General features: G+C 73.0%; 13 protein-coding genes. 6 read left to right on the top strand and 7 right to left on the bottom strand.

Translation table 11 applies throughout. The annotated features are described in order from the left end of the window. Positions 1–95: 95 nt before the first annotated feature. From ACGFMP_RS26760 to ACGFMP_RS26745, 4 genes are all read left to right on the top strand, one after another. The gene (locus ACGFMP_RS26760) at positions 96–1,769 is read left to right on the top strand and encodes an extracellular solute-binding protein (RefSeq protein ID WP_393675544.1); all 1,674 of its coding nucleotides are present in this window, start codon (positions 96–98) and stop codon (positions 1,767–1,769) included. Positions 1,770–1,834: 65 nt separating this feature from the next. After that, complete coding sequence (locus ACGFMP_RS26755; RefSeq protein ID WP_393675543.1) at positions 1,835–3,388, top strand: xylan 1,4-beta-xylosidase; 1,554 nt, start codon at positions 1,835–1,837, stop codon at positions 3,386–3,388. After that, positions 3,385–4,074 carry a hypothetical protein gene (locus tag ACGFMP_RS26750; RefSeq protein WP_393675542.1) on the top strand — a complete coding sequence of 230 codons (690 nt, stop codon included), beginning with the start codon at positions 3,385–3,387 and terminating at the stop codon, positions 4,072–4,074. The genes ACGFMP_RS26755 and ACGFMP_RS26750 overlap by 4 nt, the downstream gene beginning before the upstream one ends. Further along, positions 4,071–6,122 (top strand): beta-galactosidase, encoded by a 2,052-nt coding sequence (locus ACGFMP_RS26745; RefSeq protein WP_393675541.1) that lies wholly within the window; start codon positions 4,071–4,073, stop codon positions 6,120–6,122. The genes ACGFMP_RS26750 and ACGFMP_RS26745 overlap by 4 nt, the downstream gene beginning before the upstream one ends. Before the next feature lie 88 nt (positions 6,123–6,210). Here ACGFMP_RS26745 and ACGFMP_RS26740 read toward each other — a convergent pair whose 3' ends face one another. From ACGFMP_RS26740 to ACGFMP_RS26710, 7 genes are all read right to left on the bottom strand, one after another. Next, positions 6,211–8,286, bottom strand: coding sequence for an alpha-glucuronidase (locus ACGFMP_RS26740; RefSeq protein ID WP_393675540.1), 2,076 nt, complete (start codon positions 8,284–8,286; stop codon positions 6,211–6,213). A gap of 213 nt (positions 8,287–8,499) precedes the next feature. After that, complete coding sequence (locus tag ACGFMP_RS26735) at positions 8,500–9,852, bottom strand: VWA-like domain-containing protein (protein ID WP_393675539.1); 1,353 nt, start codon at positions 9,850–9,852, stop codon at positions 8,500–8,502. Continuing rightward, positions 9,849–11,129: an AAA family ATPase gene (locus ACGFMP_RS26730; protein ID WP_393675538.1), complete on the bottom strand. Its 1,281-nt coding sequence runs from the start codon at positions 11,127–11,129 to the stop codon at positions 9,849–9,851. Before ACGFMP_RS26730 ends, ACGFMP_RS26735 begins: the two co-directional genes overlap by 4 nt. 252 nt (positions 11,130–11,381) lie before the next feature. Next, positions 11,382–12,770: a hypothetical protein gene (locus tag ACGFMP_RS26725; protein ID WP_393675537.1), complete on the bottom strand. Its 1,389-nt coding sequence runs from the start codon at positions 12,768–12,770 to the stop codon at positions 11,382–11,384. Between the two features lie 172 nt (positions 12,771–12,942). Next, positions 12,943–13,137, bottom strand: coding sequence for a hypothetical protein (locus ACGFMP_RS26720; protein WP_393675536.1), 195 nt, complete (start codon positions 13,135–13,137; stop codon positions 12,943–12,945). Between the two features lie 143 nt (positions 13,138–13,280). Next, entirely contained in the window at positions 13,281–14,771 is a 1,491-nt protein-coding gene (locus ACGFMP_RS26715) for an alkaline phosphatase family protein (RefSeq protein WP_393675535.1), read from the bottom strand. 189 nt (positions 14,772–14,960) lie between these two features. Continuing rightward, complete coding sequence (locus ACGFMP_RS26710) at positions 14,961–15,566, bottom strand: TetR/AcrR family transcriptional regulator C-terminal ligand-binding domain-containing protein (protein WP_393675534.1); 606 nt, start codon at positions 15,564–15,566, stop codon at positions 14,961–14,963. Between the two features lie 226 nt (positions 15,567–15,792). Here ACGFMP_RS26710 and ACGFMP_RS26705 point away from each other — a divergent pair, with 226 nt between their 5' ends. Both ACGFMP_RS26705 and ACGFMP_RS26700 read left to right on the top strand, forming a co-directional pair. Then, positions 15,793–16,569, top strand: coding sequence for an SDR family oxidoreductase (locus ACGFMP_RS26705; protein ID WP_393675533.1), 777 nt, complete (start codon positions 15,793–15,795; stop codon positions 16,567–16,569). A 757-nt stretch (positions 16,570–17,326) separates the two neighbouring features. Further along, complete coding sequence (locus ACGFMP_RS26700; protein ID WP_393675532.1) at positions 17,327–18,586, top strand: arylsulfotransferase family protein; 1,260 nt, start codon at positions 17,327–17,329, stop codon at positions 18,584–18,586. Positions 18,587–18,615 lie beyond the last annotated feature (29 nt).

Raw genomic sequence — 18,615 nt, 5'->3', positions numbered from 1 at the left:
CGCCCCGCGGCACACATCCGCGGCCCCGCCGCCCGGTCACGTGGCGCCCCTCCCACCCACCTCGACATCCCGCATCGGCGGGAATGGAGTCCCCCATGAACAACATCTCCCGGCGTTCCATGCTCGCCGTCGGCGCGGCCGCGCTCGGCGCCGCCGGCCTCGGGCTGGCCGGTTGCAGCAGCGACAGCGGCTCGGACGACAAGGGCACGGACCTGTCGAAGAACAGGGCCGACGCCATGGACAAGTTCGGTGTCGGCACCCAGTTCAAGGCGACCAAGCCGATCGCCTTCACCACGCTGCTCAACGACAACCCCGGGTACCCCGAGAAGGGCAGCTGGCTGTTCTGGTCCGAGCTGGCCAAGCGGACCAACGTGACGCTCAAGCCGACCGTCGTACCGCTCAGCGACTACGAGAAGAAGCGCAGCGTCATCATCGGCTCGGGCAGCGCCCCGCTGCTGATCCCCAAGACCTACCCCGGCCAGGAGGCGCCGTTCGTGGCCTCCGGCGTGGTCCTGCCGGTCAGCGACTACGTCGACCTGATGCCGAACTTCAAGGACAAGGTCGCCAAGTGGAACCTCCAGGGCGACGTCGACGCCCTGCGGCAGGACGACGGCAAGTTCTACGTCCTCCCGGGCCTGCACCAGGACGTGTGGCTGGACTACTCGCTCGCGATCCGCACCGACATCCTCGACCAGCTGGGCCTTCAGATCCCCAAGACCTGGGACGACCTGCACAACGTGCTGAAGGCGATGAAGGCCGCCTACCCCAAGTCGTACCCGATGTCGGACCGCTGGAGCGTCCCCACGCCGGGCGGACCCTTCCTGCAGATCCTCGGCCAGGCCTTCAGTGCGGGCAACGGCGGCGGCTGGGGTTACGCGAACGCCTCCTTCGACCCGAGCGCGGGCAAGTTCATCTGCACCGGCGCGATGCCGCAGTACAAGCAGATGCTGGAGTTCGCGCACTCCCTGGTGAAGGAGGGCCTGCTCGACCCGGAGAGCTTCACCCAGACCGACGACCAGGCGAACGCGAAGTTCACCTCCGGCAAGTCCTTCGTGATCAGCACCAACGCCCAGGAGCTCGTCAACACCTACCGGCCGGGCCTGGCGAAGGCGGTCCCGAACGCCAAGGTCGTCAAGATCCCGGTGCCGACCGGCCCGGCGGGCGACGTGAAGCAGGGCCTGCGCACCGAGAACGGCCTCATGATCATGAAGAAGGCGCGGGACAGCGCGGACTTCGTGGCCATGATGCAGTTCATCGACTGGCTGTTCTACTCCGACGACGGCCAGATCTTCGCCAAGTGGGGTGTCGAGGGCGTCACCTACACCCGTGATTCCGCGGGCAACTTCCACCTCACCAACGACGTCGACTACGTCGGCCTCAACCCGACCGCGACGAAGAAGCTGAACGCCGACTTCGGCTTCTCCAACGGCAACTTCGCCTACGGCGGCAGCACCCAGCTGCTGGAGTCGACCTTCTCCGCCGAGGAGAAGGACTTCCAGAAGGTGATGACCGCGCGGAAGACCCTCGCGGTGCCGCCGCCCTACCCCTTCAACGCCGACGAGCAGGAGCAGTCGGCGCTGTGGGACGCGCCGCTGAAGGACTACGTCACGCAGCAGACGCTGAAGTTCATCCTCGGCGACCGCGACCTCGGCGAGTGGGACAAGTACCTGAGCGAGCTCAAGGGCAAGAACATGGACCAGTACATCGACCTGGTCAACAAGGCCTACCAGCGCTTCAAGGACAACCAGGGCAAGAGCAGCAAGAGCTGACCGCAGCCCCGATCGACGACCGGCCGGCACCAGGCGTACGGCACCAGACGTAAAGGACCTCCACTGTGCGAATCGTTGTCCCGAACCAGCCCGCAGGACGGCTCTCGGACGCGTGGCGCTTCTGCGTCGGGACCGGCCGGTTCGATCTCGCGCTGCGCCGCGACTACCAGGACTCGCTGGCGCTCGTCCAGCAGGACATCGGCTTCCGGCACATCAGGGGCCACGGCCTGCTGAGCGACCAGGCAGGCGTCCACCGGCCCTACGAGCACCAGGGCGTACGCCGGGTGCGGCACTCCTTCACCTACGTCGACCAGGTGGTCGACGCCTACCTCGACCTCGGCGTCAAGCCGTTCGTGGAGCTGGGCTTCATGCCCTCGGGGCTGGCCTCAGGCGACCAGACCGTCTTCTGGTGGCAGGGCAACGTCACCCCGCCGCGCGACTGGCGGGAGTGGGCCGACCTGGTGGGTGCCACCGTCCGGCACCTGGTCGGCCGCTACGGCCTGGACGAGGTGCGCGGCTGGCCCATCGAGGTGTGGAACGAGCCGAACCTGAAGGACTTCTGGGCCGGCGCCGACCAGGACGCCTACCACCGGCTCTACGAGGTCACCGCCGCGGCCGTCAAGGACGTGGACGCCGAACTCCAGGTCGGCGGGCCCTCGCTGGCCCCCGGCTACGAACCGGGGTGGCTGGTCCGCTTCGCGGACTTCGTCGCCGACCGCTCGGCGCCCGTCGACTTCGTCAGCCGGCACGCGTACACCTCCGGCCCCGCCCAGCAGGTGCCCTTCGGGACCCACCAGACGCTCGCCCCCGCGTCCACGCTGCTCGACCAGTTCGCGGCGCCCCGGCAGCAGCTGGAAGGCACCGCCCTCGCCGGACTGCCGGTGCACATCACCGAGTTCAACTCCTCCTACCGCCCCGACAACCCCATCCACGACACCGCCCTGCACGCCGCCTACCTGGCGCCCGTGCTGGCCGCGGGCGGTGACCTCGTCGACTCCTTCTCCTACTGGACCTTCAGCGACATGTTCGAGGAGGTCGGCATCCCCACCGCGCTCTTCCACGGCGGATTCGGCCTGCTGACCCACCGGCAGATCAAGAAACCCACCTACCACCTCTACGCGTTCATGGCCCGGATGGGCGACGCGGTACTCGCCCGCGGCGACGACCACCTGGTCACCCGCCACCCCGACGGCCGGATCGCCGTCCTGGCCTGGGCCCCGGTCGACGTCACCGGCGGCGAGCCGGCCGACGGGCACACCGTGAGGCTGTCGGTCCCGGTCGGCGGCCCCGAGGGCTCCACCGTCTACGCGCAGCGCTCGTCGGTGTCGGAGGACGCGGGCAACGCGCACGCGGCCTGGTGCGAGATGGGCCGGCCCGCCTCGCCGGACCGCCGCCGGCTCGACGCGCTGCGGGAGGCCGCCGAGCCGGCCCGCACCCACCGCTCCCTGCCGGTCAGCGGCGGCCGGGCCGACTGCGACCTGGTGCTCGGCCGGCACGAGGTGACGCTGCTGGAACTGACCCCGGTCACCGACGAGACACCCTCCTGGTGGGACGAGGGCCGGCTGCTCGGCCTCGACCCGGGACCGACCCCGCCCGCTGACGCAGGAGGCGCCCGATGAGCACCACATCCGCGGCACACAAGGAGTTCGGCGAGGGCCCGCTGGCGCGGGCCGCCGCCCTGGTCTACAGCCTGCTCGTGCTCGAAGTGCTGCTCGTGCTCGGCGCCGCGCCCGGTCTTGTGCTGCTCGGACTGCTCGACCGGGACGCGAGCAACGTGCCGCTGGCCGCGCTCTGCGCGCTGCCCGCGGGACCCGCCTGGTCCGCGGCCCTCTACGCCTGGCACCGCCGCAGCCGCGACCTGACCGAGCTGCACCCGGCGCGCGCCTACCTGCGCGGCTACCGGGCCGCCGTCCCCGGCGTGCTGAAGGTCTGGGCGCCCTGGCTGGCTGCGATGGCGGTCGTCGGGACCACGCTCACCCACCGCGACGCGGCCGGTGTCCCCGGCTGGTGGATGGCACTGCTCGCCGCCATGGCCGTGGTGTCGGCCCTGTGGGTGGCCAACGCCTTGGTGATCACCTCGCTTTTCACCTTCAAGACCGTCGACACCGCCCGGCTGGCCGCCTACTTCCTGGTCCGCTCGCCCCGGGCGACGCTGGGCAACCTGTGCATGCTGGCCGCGGCCGTCGCCGTCGGCGCGGCCGGCGCCTGGGTGCTGCCCTGCCTGCTGGCCTCGGTGGTCGCCGCCGCGACGCTGCTGAACTGCCGCCCGATGATCACGCTGATCCGCGAGGAATTCACCGCATGACCCTGCCCGTCACCGCGAGGACGCCCTTCGGCGGGGACTACAACCCCGAGCAGTGGCCGGCGGAGGTGTGGAAGGAGGACTACCGCCTCTTCGACGCCGCGCGCATCGACACCGTCACCCTCGGCGTGTTCACCTGGGCGAAGACCCAGCCCGCCGAGGACGTCTACGACTTCACCACCCTGGACCTGATCGTCGCCGAGGCCGCCGCGCAGGGCCGCGGGATCTGCCTGGCCACCGGCACCGGAGCGCACCCGGCCTGGCTCGCCCGCGCCCACCCCGAGGTGACACGCACCGACTTCGAGGGCCGCAAGCACCGCTTCGGGCAGCGCCACAACTCCTGCCCCAGCTCGCCGGTCTTCCGGCGGCTGTCCACGGAGCTGGCCGGTCGCATCGCGGAGCGCTACGCGGGCAATCCCGCCGTCATCGCCTGGCACATCGGCAACGAGTACGGCGGCTCCTGCTACTGCGACCGCTGCACCGCGGCCTTCCGCTCCTGGCTGCGCCGCAGGTACCTGACGCTCGACGCGCTCAACACCGCCTGGAACACCACCTTCTGGTCGCACACCTTCCACGACTGGGAGGAGATCGAGGCGCCCTCCGCGCTGACCGAGCACTGGCGCGGGCCCGACCACACCGCCTTCCAGGGCATCACCCTCGACTACCTGCGCTTCATGTCGGACGCCATGCTCGCCAACTTCCGCGACGAGAAGGCGGCGATCCGCCGCCACAGCCCCGACACCCCGGTCACCACCAACTTCATGGGCATGTACCGCCCCATCGACTACCACCGGTGGGCGCCGCACCTGGACTTCGCCTCCTGGGACAACTACCCGCCGGAGGACGAGTCGCCGGCCTGGATGGGCCTGAGCCACGACCTGATGCGCGGGCTCAAGGGCGGGCAGCCGTTCTGGCTGATGGAGCAGGCGCCCAGCATGACCGCCTGCCGGGACGTCAACCCGCTCAAGCGGCCCGGCGTGATGCGGCTGTGGAGCTGGCAGGCCGTCGCGCACGGCGCGGACGCCGTGCTCTTCTTCCAGATGCGCGCGTCACGCGGCGCCAGCGAGAAGCTCTTCAGCGCGGTCATCAACCACGCGGGCCGCGACGACACCCGGGTCTTCCGCGAAGTGGCGGCTCTCGGACAGGAGCTGGAAGGCCTCGGCAGCGTCGCGCTGGGCGCCCGCACCCCGGCGAGGACGGCACTGCTCTTCGACTGGGACAGCTGGTGGGCGCTGGAGATCTCCGACGGGCCGTCCCGCCTGGTCCGCTACCAGCGGGTGGTGCTCGGCTACTACCGCGCGCTGTGGGAGGCCGGCATCGACGTCGACGTCGTGCCGGTGACCGCCGACCTGTCCGGCTACGACGTGGTCGTCGCGCCCGCGCTGCACATGGTCAAGGGCGACCTGGCCGCGCGCCTCGAAGAGGTCGCCGGGCGCGGCGGCTCGGTGCTGACCACCTTCCTGTCCGGGCGGGTCGACGAGGACGACAACGCCTTCCTGGCGGACGTCCCCGGGCCGCTCGCACCGCTGATGGGCATCAGGATCGACGAATGGGACGCCCGCGGGCCCGAATTCGTCAACCCCGTGCGCCTGGAGTCGGGTTCCGGCGGCTCCGGCGGCTCCGGCCCCCTCGAATCCGAGGCCCGGCTGCTCTTCGAACTGGTCGTGCCGCGGGGCGCCGAGGTGATCGGCACCTACACGGCCGACTTCTACGCCGGCTCGCCCGCCGTCACCAGGAACTCCTTCGGCGACGGCCACGGCTGGTACGTCGCCGCCGGGCTCGACCAGGCCGGCGTCGGCTGGGTCGTCCGGCAGGTGCTCGACACGCACGGCCTGGCAGGACGCCACCCGGAGCTGCCGCAGCTGGAGTCCGCCGCCCGGGTCGCACCCGACGGCACCAGGCTGCTGTTCCTGCTCAACCACGCCGCGGAGCCGCTCGATGTGCCGGGCGGCCCCGCGGGTGTCGACCTGCTCACCGGCGAGCGGATCGAACCGGGCCGTCCCTTCCGCATGGACTCCCACGGCGTGCGGGTGCTGCGCGAGGACGGCTGAGAAAACCCCGGGGGCCACGGCGGTGGCCCCCGGTCCCCACCCCGAAGGCGACACCGCCGGCCCCCCTCTGGCCGGCGGTGTCCGCCGTTTACGGGATGTCTCTGCCCTGCGCGTCCGGCACCCCGGACTTGCGCAGGAAGTAGGCGTTGACCTGGTCGCGCCACTCCTCGGCGCACCGCACCTGCTCGTCGAGCCGCTCCAGCACCCGCGCGTGCAGCGCCGCGTCGACGTATCCGGTCCCGGCCAGCTCGCTCCACCGCGACCGCAGCCAGGCCGCCTCCCGGGCGCCGGCGAAGTGGGTGTCGTAGATGTGCTGGATCACCGTGGAGCCGGAGTGCAGCACATGCCCGTACGGCACGTGGTGGAAGAAGAGCAGCAGCTCGTCGGGGCACTCCTCGACCGACTCGTAGACCTGCGACCAGGGCTGCGGGTACTGCCCGGTGTAGCCGGTGCCCGTCGCACGGGTGCGGTCCACGCCCACGCCGTCCCGGTCGGCGTAGTGGTAGGTGCCCCACGGGGTGTACTCGTAGCCGTCCACGTCGGGGCCGTAGTGGTGGCCGGGGCGGACCATGAAGCCGACGCCGAGCGGGGCGGTGTAGCGCTCGTAGGTACGCCAGGAGCCGTCCATCATCGCGTGCAGGACGCTGCGCAGCGGCGCCGGGTCGCGCGACAGCAGCGGGACGAAGGTGAGGTCGATCCACTCGTCGAGCAGCGCGGCCGGGTCGGACCGCGGGTCCCAGGCGAGCCGGCCGAAGGCGTAGAGGTTGGCCTGCGCGAGCGGGTGCCCGGTCCAGTACGGGTCGTCGCCGACGTTGGACACCGCGACCAGGCCGCCGCCCGCCGCCGGGTCCGCGGCCAGCGCCGCGACCGTACGCCCGTCCCCGCCGTCGCCCCAGGGCCGGAATCCCAGCACCTCGCTCCACATCGGGCCCAGATAGCAGACGTGCCGCTGCTGCCCGGTGTATTCCTGCGTGACCTGGAATTCCACCGCCAGCCTGGTGGCCGGCATCGCCGCGATCACCGGGGAGACCGGTTCGCGGGTCTGGAAGTCCATCGGCCCGTGCTTGACCTGGAGGACGACGTTCGGGTGGAATTCGCCGTCGAGCGGGGCGAAATGGTCGTACGCGGCGCGGGCCCTGTCCGTCGACCGGTCGCGCCAGTCCTGCTTGTGGTCGTAGACGAAGGCCCGCCAGTGGACCTCGCCGCCGAAGGGCGCGAGCGCCTCGGCGAGCATGTTCGCCCCGTCGGCGTGGCTGCGCCCGTAGCTGAAGGGGCCGGGCTGCCCCTCCGAGTCGGCCTTGACCACGAAGCCGCCGAAGTCCGGGATCGTGTCGTGGACGCGCGCGGCGGCCTTCGCCCACCAGGCGCGGACGTCGCCGTCCAGCGGGTCGGCGGTCGGCAGGCCGCCGAGGACCACGGGCGAGGCGAAGTTGACCGACAGGTGCAGCCGTATGCCGTAGGGGCGGAAGGCGGCCGCGAGGTCGGCGACGTCGCCGAGCCGGTCGGTCAGCAGCCTGGTCTCCGCCGCGTGCACGTTGACGTTGTTCACCGACACCGCGTTGATCCCGGTGGCCGCGAGCAGCCGCGCGTACGCCCGCACCCGCGGCAGGTCGCCGCGCGGGCCGCCGTCGCGCCAGAAGATCGAGCCGCCGGAGTACCCCCGCTCGACATGGCCCATCACCGGGTGCACATCGAGGTTGTCCCAGTGGTCGAGCATCCGGGTGCGCATCGCCGGGCGGTGCGCAGCCGCCGGGACGTCGTCGCCGTCGAAGGCCGCCTCGCCGAGCCTGACCACGTGGAACAGCCCGTGCAGCAGCCCCGCGTCACCGCCGGCCAGCACCACCGTGACGCCGCCGTGCCTGGCGTGCAGGAAGCCCTCGTCGCCGAGCGCCCCCGCGCCGCCGCCGGCCAGGACCGTGGCCGCCTCGGGCAGCGCGGGCTCGGCGTCCACCGCCGCGATCACCAGGTCGTAGGGCCCCGCCTCGCCGCCCGGTTCACGCCCCGCCCGGCCGCCGTAGGCGGCACAGGCCCGCGCCACCTCTTCGTACACCGTCCCGGCCAGCGGCCCCGCGCCCTGCACCAGCACCCGGCGCGACCCGAGGGCACGGAACGCCTCGGGCGGCAGCCAGGCCGCGTGTACGTCGGTCGTCACGTCCAAGCTCACGAAAAAATTCCTGCCTCACTCGCCGGCCGGCCGTCGGGGCGCCGGCCGCCACTGAATCTACAGAATATGAATAACCAGGTAAATGCCGAGGTCACACCTGGTGCAAAAAGCTGACGGCAGCGAAATGTTTCGAGCCTCCGGCATTCGCGCCGGTAACTTATGGAGCCGGTTTTCCCGGCCGCCTGAATTCGCCCGCGACGGCCCGCGGGGCGCTCAGCCGGAGCAGGGTCCGATGGTGACGACACGGGCCCACGCCGGGGGCGCGACGGGGCGGTAGTGGGGGTTGTCCTCGTTGTAGGGGCGGTGGCTGGTGCCGTCGCGGAAGATGCCGACGACGGTGCGGCACGCGGGGCGGGCGGAAGGCCACGGGGTGTGGCCGTCCGTCAGGGCCACGACGACATCGGGGCGCGGGCTGGTGCGCAGCGCCCGGGTGAAGCCCTCGCGCAGGTCAGTACCGCCGCCGCCGAGCAGCGCGATGCCCTCCGCGCGGCACAGTTGGTGTACGTCCCCGGCCGCTGCGTCGCAGGGCAGCACGCTGACCAGGTCCCGACGGCCGCCCAGGGCACGGGAGATGGCCGCGACCTCGAGCAGCGCGCTGCCCAACTCGCCGTCGCTGACGGACGCGGAGGTGTCGATGACCACGCACACCCGGGGCGGCCTGCGCCGCAGGCTCGGCAGGACGGCGCCCGGCACGCTCGCCGAACGGCGGGACGGCCTGCCGTAGGTGTAGTCCTCGCCCGCGCCGCCGCCCGAGGCCGCGGAGCGGATCGCCGCGCCCAGCAGGTCGCGCCAGGGCTGCGGCGGATGGAAGACCTCCTCCGCCCACCGCTGCCACGTACTGGGCGCGTCACCGGGGCGGCCGTTGATGCCCCGCGCCACCCGGAAGCGGACCGCGTCGCGCTCCTGCGGGGTCAGGCCGTGCCCGCCGCCCGGGCCGAGGTCCCACTCCCGCTCCCGGCCGTCGACGCCGCTGCCGCAGTCCAGCCACGCCAGCGCCTCGGTGAGCCGTCCGAGCCGGAACTGCCTCAGGTAGTCCTCCATCAGCTCGCCTTGGCGCAGGCCCAACGACCAGGGTGTGACGGCGCCTTCCGGCCTGGCCAGGCCCTCGCCGAAGGCGTCGTCGTTGATCTCGCAGTCCGCCGCGATGTTCATCCGCAGCCGCTCGGCAGGCCCAGAAAGCCCCTGCGCGCGGGCGTAGCGGTCGCTGCGCCCGTGGTGGTCGCGCAGCAGGTGCGACACCTCGTGCACCCAGACTCCCGCCAGCTCCTCGACCGGCGTCAGCCGCACGAAGGCAGGCGAGACGTAGCACCGCCAGTGCTGGTCGACGGCCATCGTCGGCACCCGCGACGACTCCACCGCGTGCAGCGCGAACAGCGCGGAGGCCAGGTACGGCCTGGCCCGCGCCGCGTGCAGCCGGGCGGTGTAGAGCTTGTCGAAGTCCAGCGCGGGCAGGGCGGCTCCGCCCTCCCCCGGCACCGCCGCCTCCTGGTGCGCCGCAGGAACGCGCGGCCTGGCCACGTCCCGGGGCGTCGGCGCGGGTGGGGCCGCCCGCTTCCGCCCCGTCATCGGCCCGCCGCCGCGCCGCCGGCGACCCTGGCCGCCGCGCGGTCGGCGCGGCGGGACATCGAGACGGCGCCCGCGAGGCGTTCGATGGACGCCGGTACGTCCCAGTCCTCGCGGCGCAGCGCCGCCAGCGTGGTCGCGGGCACGACCACCAGATCGGGCGCGCCGGTCTCCAACGCCCTTGCCAGCAGCGCCCATGCCGCGTCCCAGCGCCCCCGCTCCGGGCGGGCGCGCACCGCGGCCACCACGCCGTCGAGCACCGCCTGCCGCAGGTCGCCCCGCTCCGGCAGCACCGCGGCCGCCGGGTCGGCGAGCAGCGTCTCCGGGTCGGGCAGGTCCATCCGGTCGAGCCCGGCGAGCAGTTCGAGCCCCGGGCCGTCCCCGACGGTGCCGCGGACCAGCAGCGACAGCACCTCCCGCGAGGAACCCGCCGCGCTGGCGAAGGCGACAAGGCGCAGCGTCATCTCCCAACTCCTCGGCGAGGGCCAGGCACCGCCCCTGCGCGTCTCACTGCCGGGCAGCTTGTGGACGAGTCCCGGCCTCGCGGTGAGGAATTCGCACACCGCGCGGCGGGCGAAGGCCACGGCCTCCGGCAACCGCTCGGTGCCGAGCCGCGGCAGCGTCGCCCGCGGCCAGGTGCCGCCCAGGCCGCGGACGACGACGTCATGGTCGTGCGTCCACTGGAGGTGGACGAAGCGGTTGGCCAGCGGCGGGCTCAGCTCCCAGCCGTCCGCCGCCGAGGACCGCGGGTTCGCGGCGGCCACGATCCGCACCCCTGGCGGCAGTTGCAGAGCTCCGATCCGCCGTTCGAGGACCAGCCTGAGCAGCGCGGCCTGCACGGCGGGTGGGGCGGTGGACAGCTCGTCGAGGAAGAGCAGCCCGCGCCCCGCCCGCACCAGCCGGACCGCCCAGTCCGGCGGGGCCATCGGGACGCCCTGCTCGGCGGGGTCGTCGCCGACCACGGGGAGCCCGGAGAAGTCGGACGGCTCGTGCACGCTGGCGATCACCGTGGTGAGCGGGAGGTCGAGGGCCGCGGCGAGCTGGGTCAGCGCCGCGGTCTTGCCGATGCCCGGCTCGCCCCACAGCAGCACCGGCAGGTCGGCGGCCACCGCCAGGGTCAGGGCCTCCAGTTGGATGTCGGGGCGCGGCTCCGTGGTGGTGGCGGCCAGCAGGGCGAGGAGGTCGCCTGCGACGTCGAGCTGGCCGGCGGGGTTGGCGGATGCGGCGGGTGCGGCGGGGTTGTCGGGGTGGGTGGGGGCAGTGGCTGTGCGCGTCGGCATAGGGGTCACCTGGGGGTTCGTGGCGGGCCGCGCGGCAGCGCGGCGGGGCGTGTGGGCGCGGCCCCGGGGTTCGCGGGGCCGGTGCACCGGCGGGTCGCCGGGTCTTCTGGTACGGGAAACGGGCACGTCGGCGGGCCGCAGGACGGAGCCGTGGGGGAGCCGAGCCGTTCGGAGTCCAGGAGCTCGGGAGCTCAGGAACCTGTGAGCTCAGCAGCTCGGGAGTTCGGGCGTCAGGAGTCGGGCCTCAGGCGTTCAGCGGGCGTGCGCGAGGCGTGGGCGGGAGCGGTGGCCGGTGCGGCTGTCCTCGTGCGGGGCGAGGCGGGGCACGGGACCGGTCCTCGGTCCCGGCCACGGGTTCCACAGGTCCGCCCGGTAGAGCGCGTGGGCGAGCCGGCGCTCCGCCGCGGTCGCCAGCTCGTCCCGCAGCGCGCCGTCGCGTGGCTGCGCGTCCGGGCCGATCAGGCTCTCCACGGCGGCCAGTGCGGCTGCGGTGTCGCCGTGGTCGAGGCGCCCGCGCACGTCGGCCAGGCAGTCCGGCTGCCGGTGGGCGGTGTCGATGGCCTGGAGGCAGGGCAGAGGTGTGCCGGTCAGCTCGGCGAGCAGCTCCTCCCTGCGGATCTCGTCCCGGCCGTGGTCGAGCGCGGTCAGCACCCCGTCGACCAGGCCGATCCGATGCCGCTCCCCCCGGCACTCCACGAGCCGTGGTCGCCCCGGTCCGTCCCGGGTGGGCGATCGGCCGGGCGTCCACCCGGGGCTGAGTGCCGCGGCGACCAGCGGGTGCAGCAGGTCCTTCTCGATCAGCCCGGCCCTCAGCAGTTCCAGGTCGGGTGGCACCCAGGTCGCCGCGTCCGGCAGGAGCGGCAGCGCCGCGGTGTCCCCGCCGGCGGGCCATGGCGTGATCCGCGGTACGGGCGGCGGTGGCCCGCTGATGTCGGGGTCCACGTGCAGGACCAGCCGGTTGCGGCCGCCGAGCCGTACGGCGACGGCGCCGCGGGACCGGCCTTCTGCCCGCAGCAGGATCGCCGCCTCGGCCGCCCAGCGGTCCACCGCGCAGCCGGGGCCGTGCGGGATCAGGGGGTGGCGTCCCGCACCGTCCTGCGGCCGGGACCCGGAACGGGCCGGCAGCTCACCGGAGCGTTCCGCGTCCCACAGGTGCCGGTGCAGGTCGAACCGGAAGCGCCGGTCGGGGCGGGGGTGCGGATGGCGGCGGGCGCCGGGCCGGTCCCGGCTGCCGTCCCACAGCGCGAGGCTGATCCGCTGCCCGGCGTCCGCCCAGCCCGGCGGCGTCCTGGCGACCAGGCGCAGCGGGCCTTCCTCGGTGTCGTAGCGGGCCAGCTGCAGGGTCAGCCCCGGGCGGAGCACCCCGTCTGGAGCGACCCTGGGCATGTGCCAGCGCAGCAGGTCGGGAGCCAGCCGCCGCAGATCGGCCCGTACGCGCGCGGCGGTTTCCCGGCCATGGGTGCGGGCGACGGAGCGGGGAGTGAGGTCGACGTCGAGACGCGCCGCGGCGCAAGCGCCCGCCCAGTCACCGGCGAGCCGCCGGGCTGTCGCAGTCTCGATCATGGGGGCCGGCACGGCGTACATGCGCACGTGCAGCCACAGGGAAAGCCGGGAGTCCTCGTTCGCGATCCGGGTGAGCATCAGCACTCACCTTGCGAGAACGGGGCCCCCAATCTGTGCGGAGATCGTTTCGTCATCGCGGTGAGCATAGCGTCAGGCGCCGCGGCTTGTCAGCGCCCGCGGCACCTTCGGCCGGGCGGCGGCCAGGCCGAAGGCGGACAGGCCTGCGCCCGGGCCGAGGGGCGGACAGGGGCTAGAGGCCCAGGTCGAGGGCCAGGCAGGAGTAGGAGATCCAGGACTTCTCGGGGGAGTAGCCGTCCCCGGCCGGATCATTCGAGCCGACCCGCTGCTCGATGACCATGTCCTCGAACCGGATGCGCTCGGGCAGGCTCCCGAACCGCGCCTGCCGTGCCGCCGAGGCGCTGTCCTTGGTGCTGCTGCTCTCCATCGTCGCCCTCCGCTCTGTGCTGCCGGCGCTTCCGCGCCTGGTGAGCACAGGTTCGCACCGTGGGCGTCACCTGTCAAGGCGGTGACGAAAGGGGGCTCGTCCCCGGTCCTGCGGATGACGCCCGCGGTGGTGGGCCGGTGCGGTCAGATACGGGGCCGGTGGCCGTGCTCCTGGTGCGGGACCTCCTGGCGAGCGGGCACGGTCGGCATCGGGAGGTTCGCGGCCTCGTACTGCGCCAGGCTGTAGGCGGCGCCGGTGCCCGGCAGGTCGGGCATGGGGCGGCGGGGCTGGTCCATCCGCAGCGTCGAGGTCAGGTCACCGCAGGTGCGGCGGCGCCACTGGCTGATGTTCGGCTCCGCGACACCGGTGACCCGCTCCAGGAACCGGAGGACCGAGGTGTGGTCGAAGGTCTCGGAGGCGACCCAGCCGCCCACCGTCCAGGGCGAGATGATCAGGGCGGGCACCCGGAAGCCGAGGCCGATCGGCAGACCGCCGCCGGCCACTCCGGTGGGGGAGGTCTTGGTGACGAACTCGGCGGCCGTGCCCGCGGGCGGGGTGGGCGGTACGACGTGGTCGAACAGGCCGTCGTTCTCGTCGTAGTTGAGGATGAAGACGGTCTTCGCCCACACCTCGGGGTTGGTGGCGAGCGCCTCGATCTTCCCTGCGAGCCAGTTCGCGGCGGCCGCGGGCATCCGCGCCGGGTGCTCGTCGTAGAGGGTGGGCGGCATGAGCCAGCTGACCTTCGGCAGCTTGCCGTTGATCGCGTCGTACTCGAACTGGCCCATGGCGGAGGGGCGCAGCGCCTTCTCGTAGAGCGGGGTGCCCTCGGTGGCCGCCTGGTACTGCGTCATCTTGGTCAGCAAGGGCAGGCCGGTCGGCTTGCCGCCAGGGCCGTCGTCGGGCTCGTGGTAGAACTTCCAGCTCACCCCGGCGGCCTCCAGGCGCTCGGGGTAAGTGGTCCACGAGTAGACGTTGTTCGCCGCGTTGTTGTCCAGGGCGGGGCCGCCGGCCAGGCCGTCGGGATCGATGGTGCCGGTCATGTGCATGTAGCGGTTGGGGTGCGTCGGGCCCATCACGGAACAGTGGTAGGCGTCGCAGATGGTGAAGGCGTCGGCGAGCGCGTAGTGGAAGGGGATGTCCTCGCGCGTGAGGTAACCCATCACGTACGGGGCCTTCTTGTCCCCGTCGGCCGCCCGGTGGGCCGGCATCCAGGCGTCCATCGCGCCGCCGTTCCAGGCGGCGTGCTGCGCACCCCAGGCGTGGCTGGTCGACGGTATCGCCTGGGCGGCGGTGAGCTTGGTGTTGAGGCGGTAGGGCAGCAGGTGGCCGTCGGGGTTGACGGCGTCGGGCTGGTAGAAGACCGGGCGCCCGTTCGGCAGGCGGTGCGCGTGCGGGTCGTCGAAGCCGCGTACACCGGAGAGGGTGCCGAAGTAGTGGTCGAAGCTGCGGTTCTCCTGCATCAGGATCACCACGTGCTCGATGTCGCGCAGGCTGCCGCCGTGCCTGGGCTCGGCGGCGGCGGCCCTGGCCAGGTTGGGAGGCAGGACCGACGCGGTGGCGGCGAGGCCGCCCGCGACGGCGGCGGAGCCCAGAAGTCGGCGTCGGGTGAGCCCCTGTGAGGCGTCGTCGGACATGCGTGATTCCTTCCGGAGGGTCGAGCGTGGACGGGAGGCGCGTAGGCGAACCCGCAGCAGCGTCCCGCTCCGGCAGGAAAGGTGTAATGGCCATCAGTGGTCGATCCGGGGAAGACCCGCCCACGGGACGAGGTCGGCCGCCGCGTCCCGCGGCCCTGCGGCGGGCGGTCCGCGGCCCGGCGGTGGGGGTCAGTCCCGCGGGCGGATGCCGGCCAGCAGATTGCGTACGAGGGTGTCGGCGAACTCCGTGTCCAGCGGGCGGGCGGGCAGCAGCAGGCGGTGGTAACAGGCGCCCCAGAGCTGGTCGACGACGGATTCGAGGTCGACGTCGGGCCGGATCTGGCCGACGAGCCTCGCGCTGCGCAGCCGGGCGACCGCCAGTGCCCTGCGGGGGAGCGTGTAGCGCTCGGTGAAGGCCGCCGCGAGGTCGGGGTCGGACTGGGCGGCGCCGACGAGTTCCGCGACGACGGGGCCGTGCTCCCGTGAGGTGAGGAAGCCGACGAAGGCGTGCAGCTGCCCGGTGAGGTCGCTTTCCAGGTCGCCGGTGTCGTCGAAGGCGAGGGTCTGCTCGGTCGCGGCGAAGTAGGCGTCGAAGGCCAGCGCGCCCGGTGAGGGCCACCACTTGTAGAGGGTCATCTTGCTGGCGCCGGCCCGGGTCGCGACCTTCTCGAAGGTGATGTCGCGCAGGCCGTTCTCCAGCAGCATCGTGCCCGCCGCCGCGAGGACGGCGGCGCGGACCTCGGCGGCGGGGCGGCGGCCCCGCCCGGGGCGGGAGGCGGCGGCCTCTGCGGTCATCGCGTTCTCCAGGTCGTGGTCCGGGTCGGGGGTGTCCGGCTGTCGTCCGCGTCTGGCGTCCGCGTCCAGCGTCCGGCGTTCCGCGTCCGGCGTCCGTTTCAGACGGGGGTGTTCGGCGGGTGCGTCCGCTGGCCGCGTCAGCTGTTTGCCTTATATGGACGACCAGTCTACATTTACCGATGTGGACGGACCGTCCACATCATGTTTCGCGCGAGGAGGCACCGCCATGACAACCACTCCGACGGCAGAGGTGAGCGGCGGCAGGCCCGCACCGGCCGACCGGGTCGCCCTGGTCACCGGCGGCTCTGGCGGCATAGGCCGCGCGGTGGCCGAGCGGCTCGCCGCCGAGGGGCAGGCGGTCGTCCTGCTCTACAGCGGTGGCAGGCAGCGCGCCGAGGAGGCGCTCGCGGCTGTCACCGCCGCCGGCGGCCGGGGGATCGCCGTCCAGGCCGACGTCGCCGACGAGACGCAGATGGCCGCCGCGTTCGACCGGGCCGAGCAGGAGTTCGGCGGGGTGGACGTCGTGGTCAACACCGCGGGCCTCATGGTGGTCGTACCGCTCGCCGAGCTGGACCTCGCCGACCTGGACCGCATGCACCGGGTCAACATCCGCGGCACCTTCGTCGTCTCCCAGCTGGCCGCGCGCCGGCTGCGCCCCGGCGGTGCGCTGATCAACATCTCCACCTCCGTCACCCGCCTCCAGCAGCCGGGGTACACCGCCTATGCCGCGTCCAAGGGCGCCGTCGAGGCGATGACGCTGATCCTGGCCAGGGAGCTGCGCGGCCGCGACATCACCGTGAACGCCGTCGCACCCGGCCCGACCGCCACGCCGCTCTTCTTCGAGGGCAAGCCGCAGGAGGTCATCGACCACATCGCGGGCCTCAACCCGATGGAGCGGCTCGGCACCCCCGAGGACATCGCCGGCCCCGTCGCCTTCCTCGCCGGTCCGTCCGGCCGCTGGACCAACGGCCAGACCCTCTACGTCAACGGCGGCGCCGCCTGATCCGCGCCGTGAGGGCGGCCTGTCCGACGCCCGCGTGGCCCCGGCTGTGAGCGGGGGCTGTCCGGCCCCCGCGTGGCCCCGGCTGTGAGGGCGGGCTGTCCGACGCCCGCGTGGCCCCGGCCGTGAGCGGGGCTGTCCGGCCCCGGGCCGTGAACGGGGGCGTGACCCCCGGCGGAAGGGCAGGGCGTCCGACTCCCGCCTGACCCATCCGCTTCGTACCGCACCCGCCCGCGGCGCCGGCCCCGTACGGCCGGGCGCCGCGGGCGCGCGCGTGCGGACCCCTTGCGCGGCCGGGTCCCGCCCCGGCGCCGGGCCTCGCCGCCGGGTCCCGCGGCCGCTGGCCCGCCGCCCCCTCCGACCGGGCTCTCGGCCGAACGGTCAGGATGCGGACGTGCGTTGACGTGCACCTCGGCGTCCGGCTAGCTTCCTCGGCATGCGGCAGCTCCTGCGTACCCTGACGACTCGCGGTCACATCGACCTCATGCGGGTCTGTTCCGCTGCCTGTTGCTCCCGCTGAGCAACCTTTTCCGCCGCGCATGACGCGGCCCCGGCGGGTCCGTACACCCTGACCCGCTGATCACCCGCCGTTCTGCCCGTGTCGGGCCGCGGCCTGCCCCGCCCACTCACGCGTTCCGCGCTCCGTCGCGGATCCGCGGTGCCGAGGCATGCCGCCATGCCCTCGCACGCCTGGACGGCGGCACCTCCCCGCCCCCAGGCCCGGCCTCGCTTCCGGCTGCCTGCTTCCCGAAGGATCACCATGCGAAAGAACACCCTGACCCGGTACGCGGTGGCCGCCGCGGCCGCCGCCGCGCTCGCCGCGACACTGCCCGCGACCGGCGCCTACGCGACCTCCCCGGCCGACACCCCCGCCGACTCCCCGGCCGCCTCCGCACCGGCCGGCAGCCTGCCGCTCGCACCGGTCACCGTGCTGACCGACAAGCCGGGCACCACCCGCGGTGACCTGTTCGTGTCGCCGTCGGGCATCGCCGGGCAGTACGCGAGCGGCGTGGAGATCCTCAGCCAGGACGGCAGGAAGACGGTCTGGTCGCACGCCGTGCCCGCGGGCCAGTCCGCCGCCGACTTCCGCAAGCAGACCTACCGGGGCAAGCCGGTGCTGACCTGGTGGCAGGGCACCGGCCTCGGCGGCGTAGCGGAAGGGGTCGACTACATCTACGACGACCACTACCGGAAGATCGCCGAAGTCCGCGCGGGCAACGGCTACTCCGCAGACGGCCACGAATTCCTCATCACCGCGCGGAACACCGCGCTGATCCTGGCCTACGCGGTCAAGACCGCGGACCTCCGCTCCATCGGCGGCCCCGCCGACCAGAAGGTCATCGACGGGATCGTGCAGGAGGTCGACATCCGCACCGGCAAGGTCCTCTTCGAGTGGAACAGCGCGGACCACGTGCCGTATTCGCAGAGCGAGCAGCCGCTGCCCGCGTCGGCGAGCACCCCGTGGGACTGGTTCCACATCAACGCGGTCAAGCCGGACGCAGGCGGCAATCTGCTGCTCGACGCCCGCAACACCTGGACGGCCTACGAGATCTCGCACCGCACCGGCCGCGTGCTGTGGCAACTCGGCGGCAAGAACAGCTCGTTCACGCTGAAGGCCGCACCCGGGCAGGTACTGAACGACAAGGACCGGATCTTCGCCTGGCAGCACGACCCGCAGCCGCTCGGCAACGGCCTCTACACCTTCTTCGACAACGAGTCCGCCGGCGTGGCCAACACCGGTTCCGGCGCCGTCTCGGAGCTGCCGTACAGCCGGGTGGTCACCGTACGGCTGGACTCCCGCACGCACACCGCGACCCTGGTGGCCTCCGACGACCAGCCGGACCTGCTGACCGCCTCCTCGCAGGGGAACGCGCAGCCGCTGGCCAACGGGCACATCGTCGTCGGCTGGGGATCGCTGCCCTACGTCTCGGAGTTCGGCCGGAAGGGCGAGCTGCTTTTCCACGCCCGCTTCCCGGCCGGGGTGAACACCTACCGGGCCTACCGCTACGACTGGCGGTAAGCCCGGTAGGCCGGGTAGGCCTTCGGTAG

Origin of the sequence: Streptomyces sp. NPDC049040 (assembly GCF_043197715.1) — a bacterium.
In the GTDB taxonomy this organism is placed as follows: domain Bacteria; phylum Actinomycetota; class Actinomycetes; order Streptomycetales; family Streptomycetaceae; genus Actinacidiphila.
The sequence above is the reverse complement of the archived record's forward strand: the minus strand, read 5'-3'. Positions and strand labels throughout refer to the sequence as shown.

Bases quoted from the DNA above. Each gene is read 5' to 3' on its own strand.
- ACGFMP_RS26760 (WP_393675544.1), top strand. From the start codon at position 96: ATGAACAACATCTCCCGGCGTTCCATGCTCGCCGTCGGCGCGGCCGCG.
- ACGFMP_RS26750 (WP_393675542.1), top strand. From the start codon at position 3,385: ATGAGCACCACATCCGCGGCACACAAGGAGTTCGGCGAGGGCCCGCTG.
- ACGFMP_RS26745 (WP_393675541.1), top strand. From the start codon at position 4,071: ATGACCCTGCCCGTCACCGCGAGGACGCCCTTCGGCGGGGACTACAAC.
- ACGFMP_RS26735 (WP_393675539.1), bottom strand. From the start codon at position 9,852: ATGACGGGGCGGAAGCGGGCGGCCCCACCCGCGCCGACGCCCCGGGAC.
- ACGFMP_RS26730 (WP_393675538.1), bottom strand. From the start codon at position 11,129: ATGCCGACGCGCACAGCCACTGCCCCCACCCACCCCGACAACCCCGCC.
- ACGFMP_RS26725 (WP_393675537.1), bottom strand. From the start codon at position 12,770: ATGCTCACCCGGATCGCGAACGAGGACTCCCGGCTTTCCCTGTGGCTG.
- ACGFMP_RS26720 (WP_393675536.1), bottom strand. From the start codon at position 13,137: ATGGAGAGCAGCAGCACCAAGGACAGCGCCTCGGCGGCACGGCAGGCG.
- ACGFMP_RS26715 (WP_393675535.1), bottom strand. From the start codon at position 14,771: ATGTCCGACGACGCCTCACAGGGGCTCACCCGACGCCGACTTCTGGGC.
- ACGFMP_RS26710 (WP_393675534.1), bottom strand. From the start codon at position 15,566: ATGACCGCAGAGGCCGCCGCCTCCCGCCCCGGGCGGGGCCGCCGCCCC.
- ACGFMP_RS26705 (WP_393675533.1), top strand. From the start codon at position 15,793: ATGACAACCACTCCGACGGCAGAGGTGAGCGGCGGCAGGCCCGCACCG.
- ACGFMP_RS26700 (WP_393675532.1), top strand. From the start codon at position 17,327: ATGCGAAAGAACACCCTGACCCGGTACGCGGTGGCCGCCGCGGCCGCC.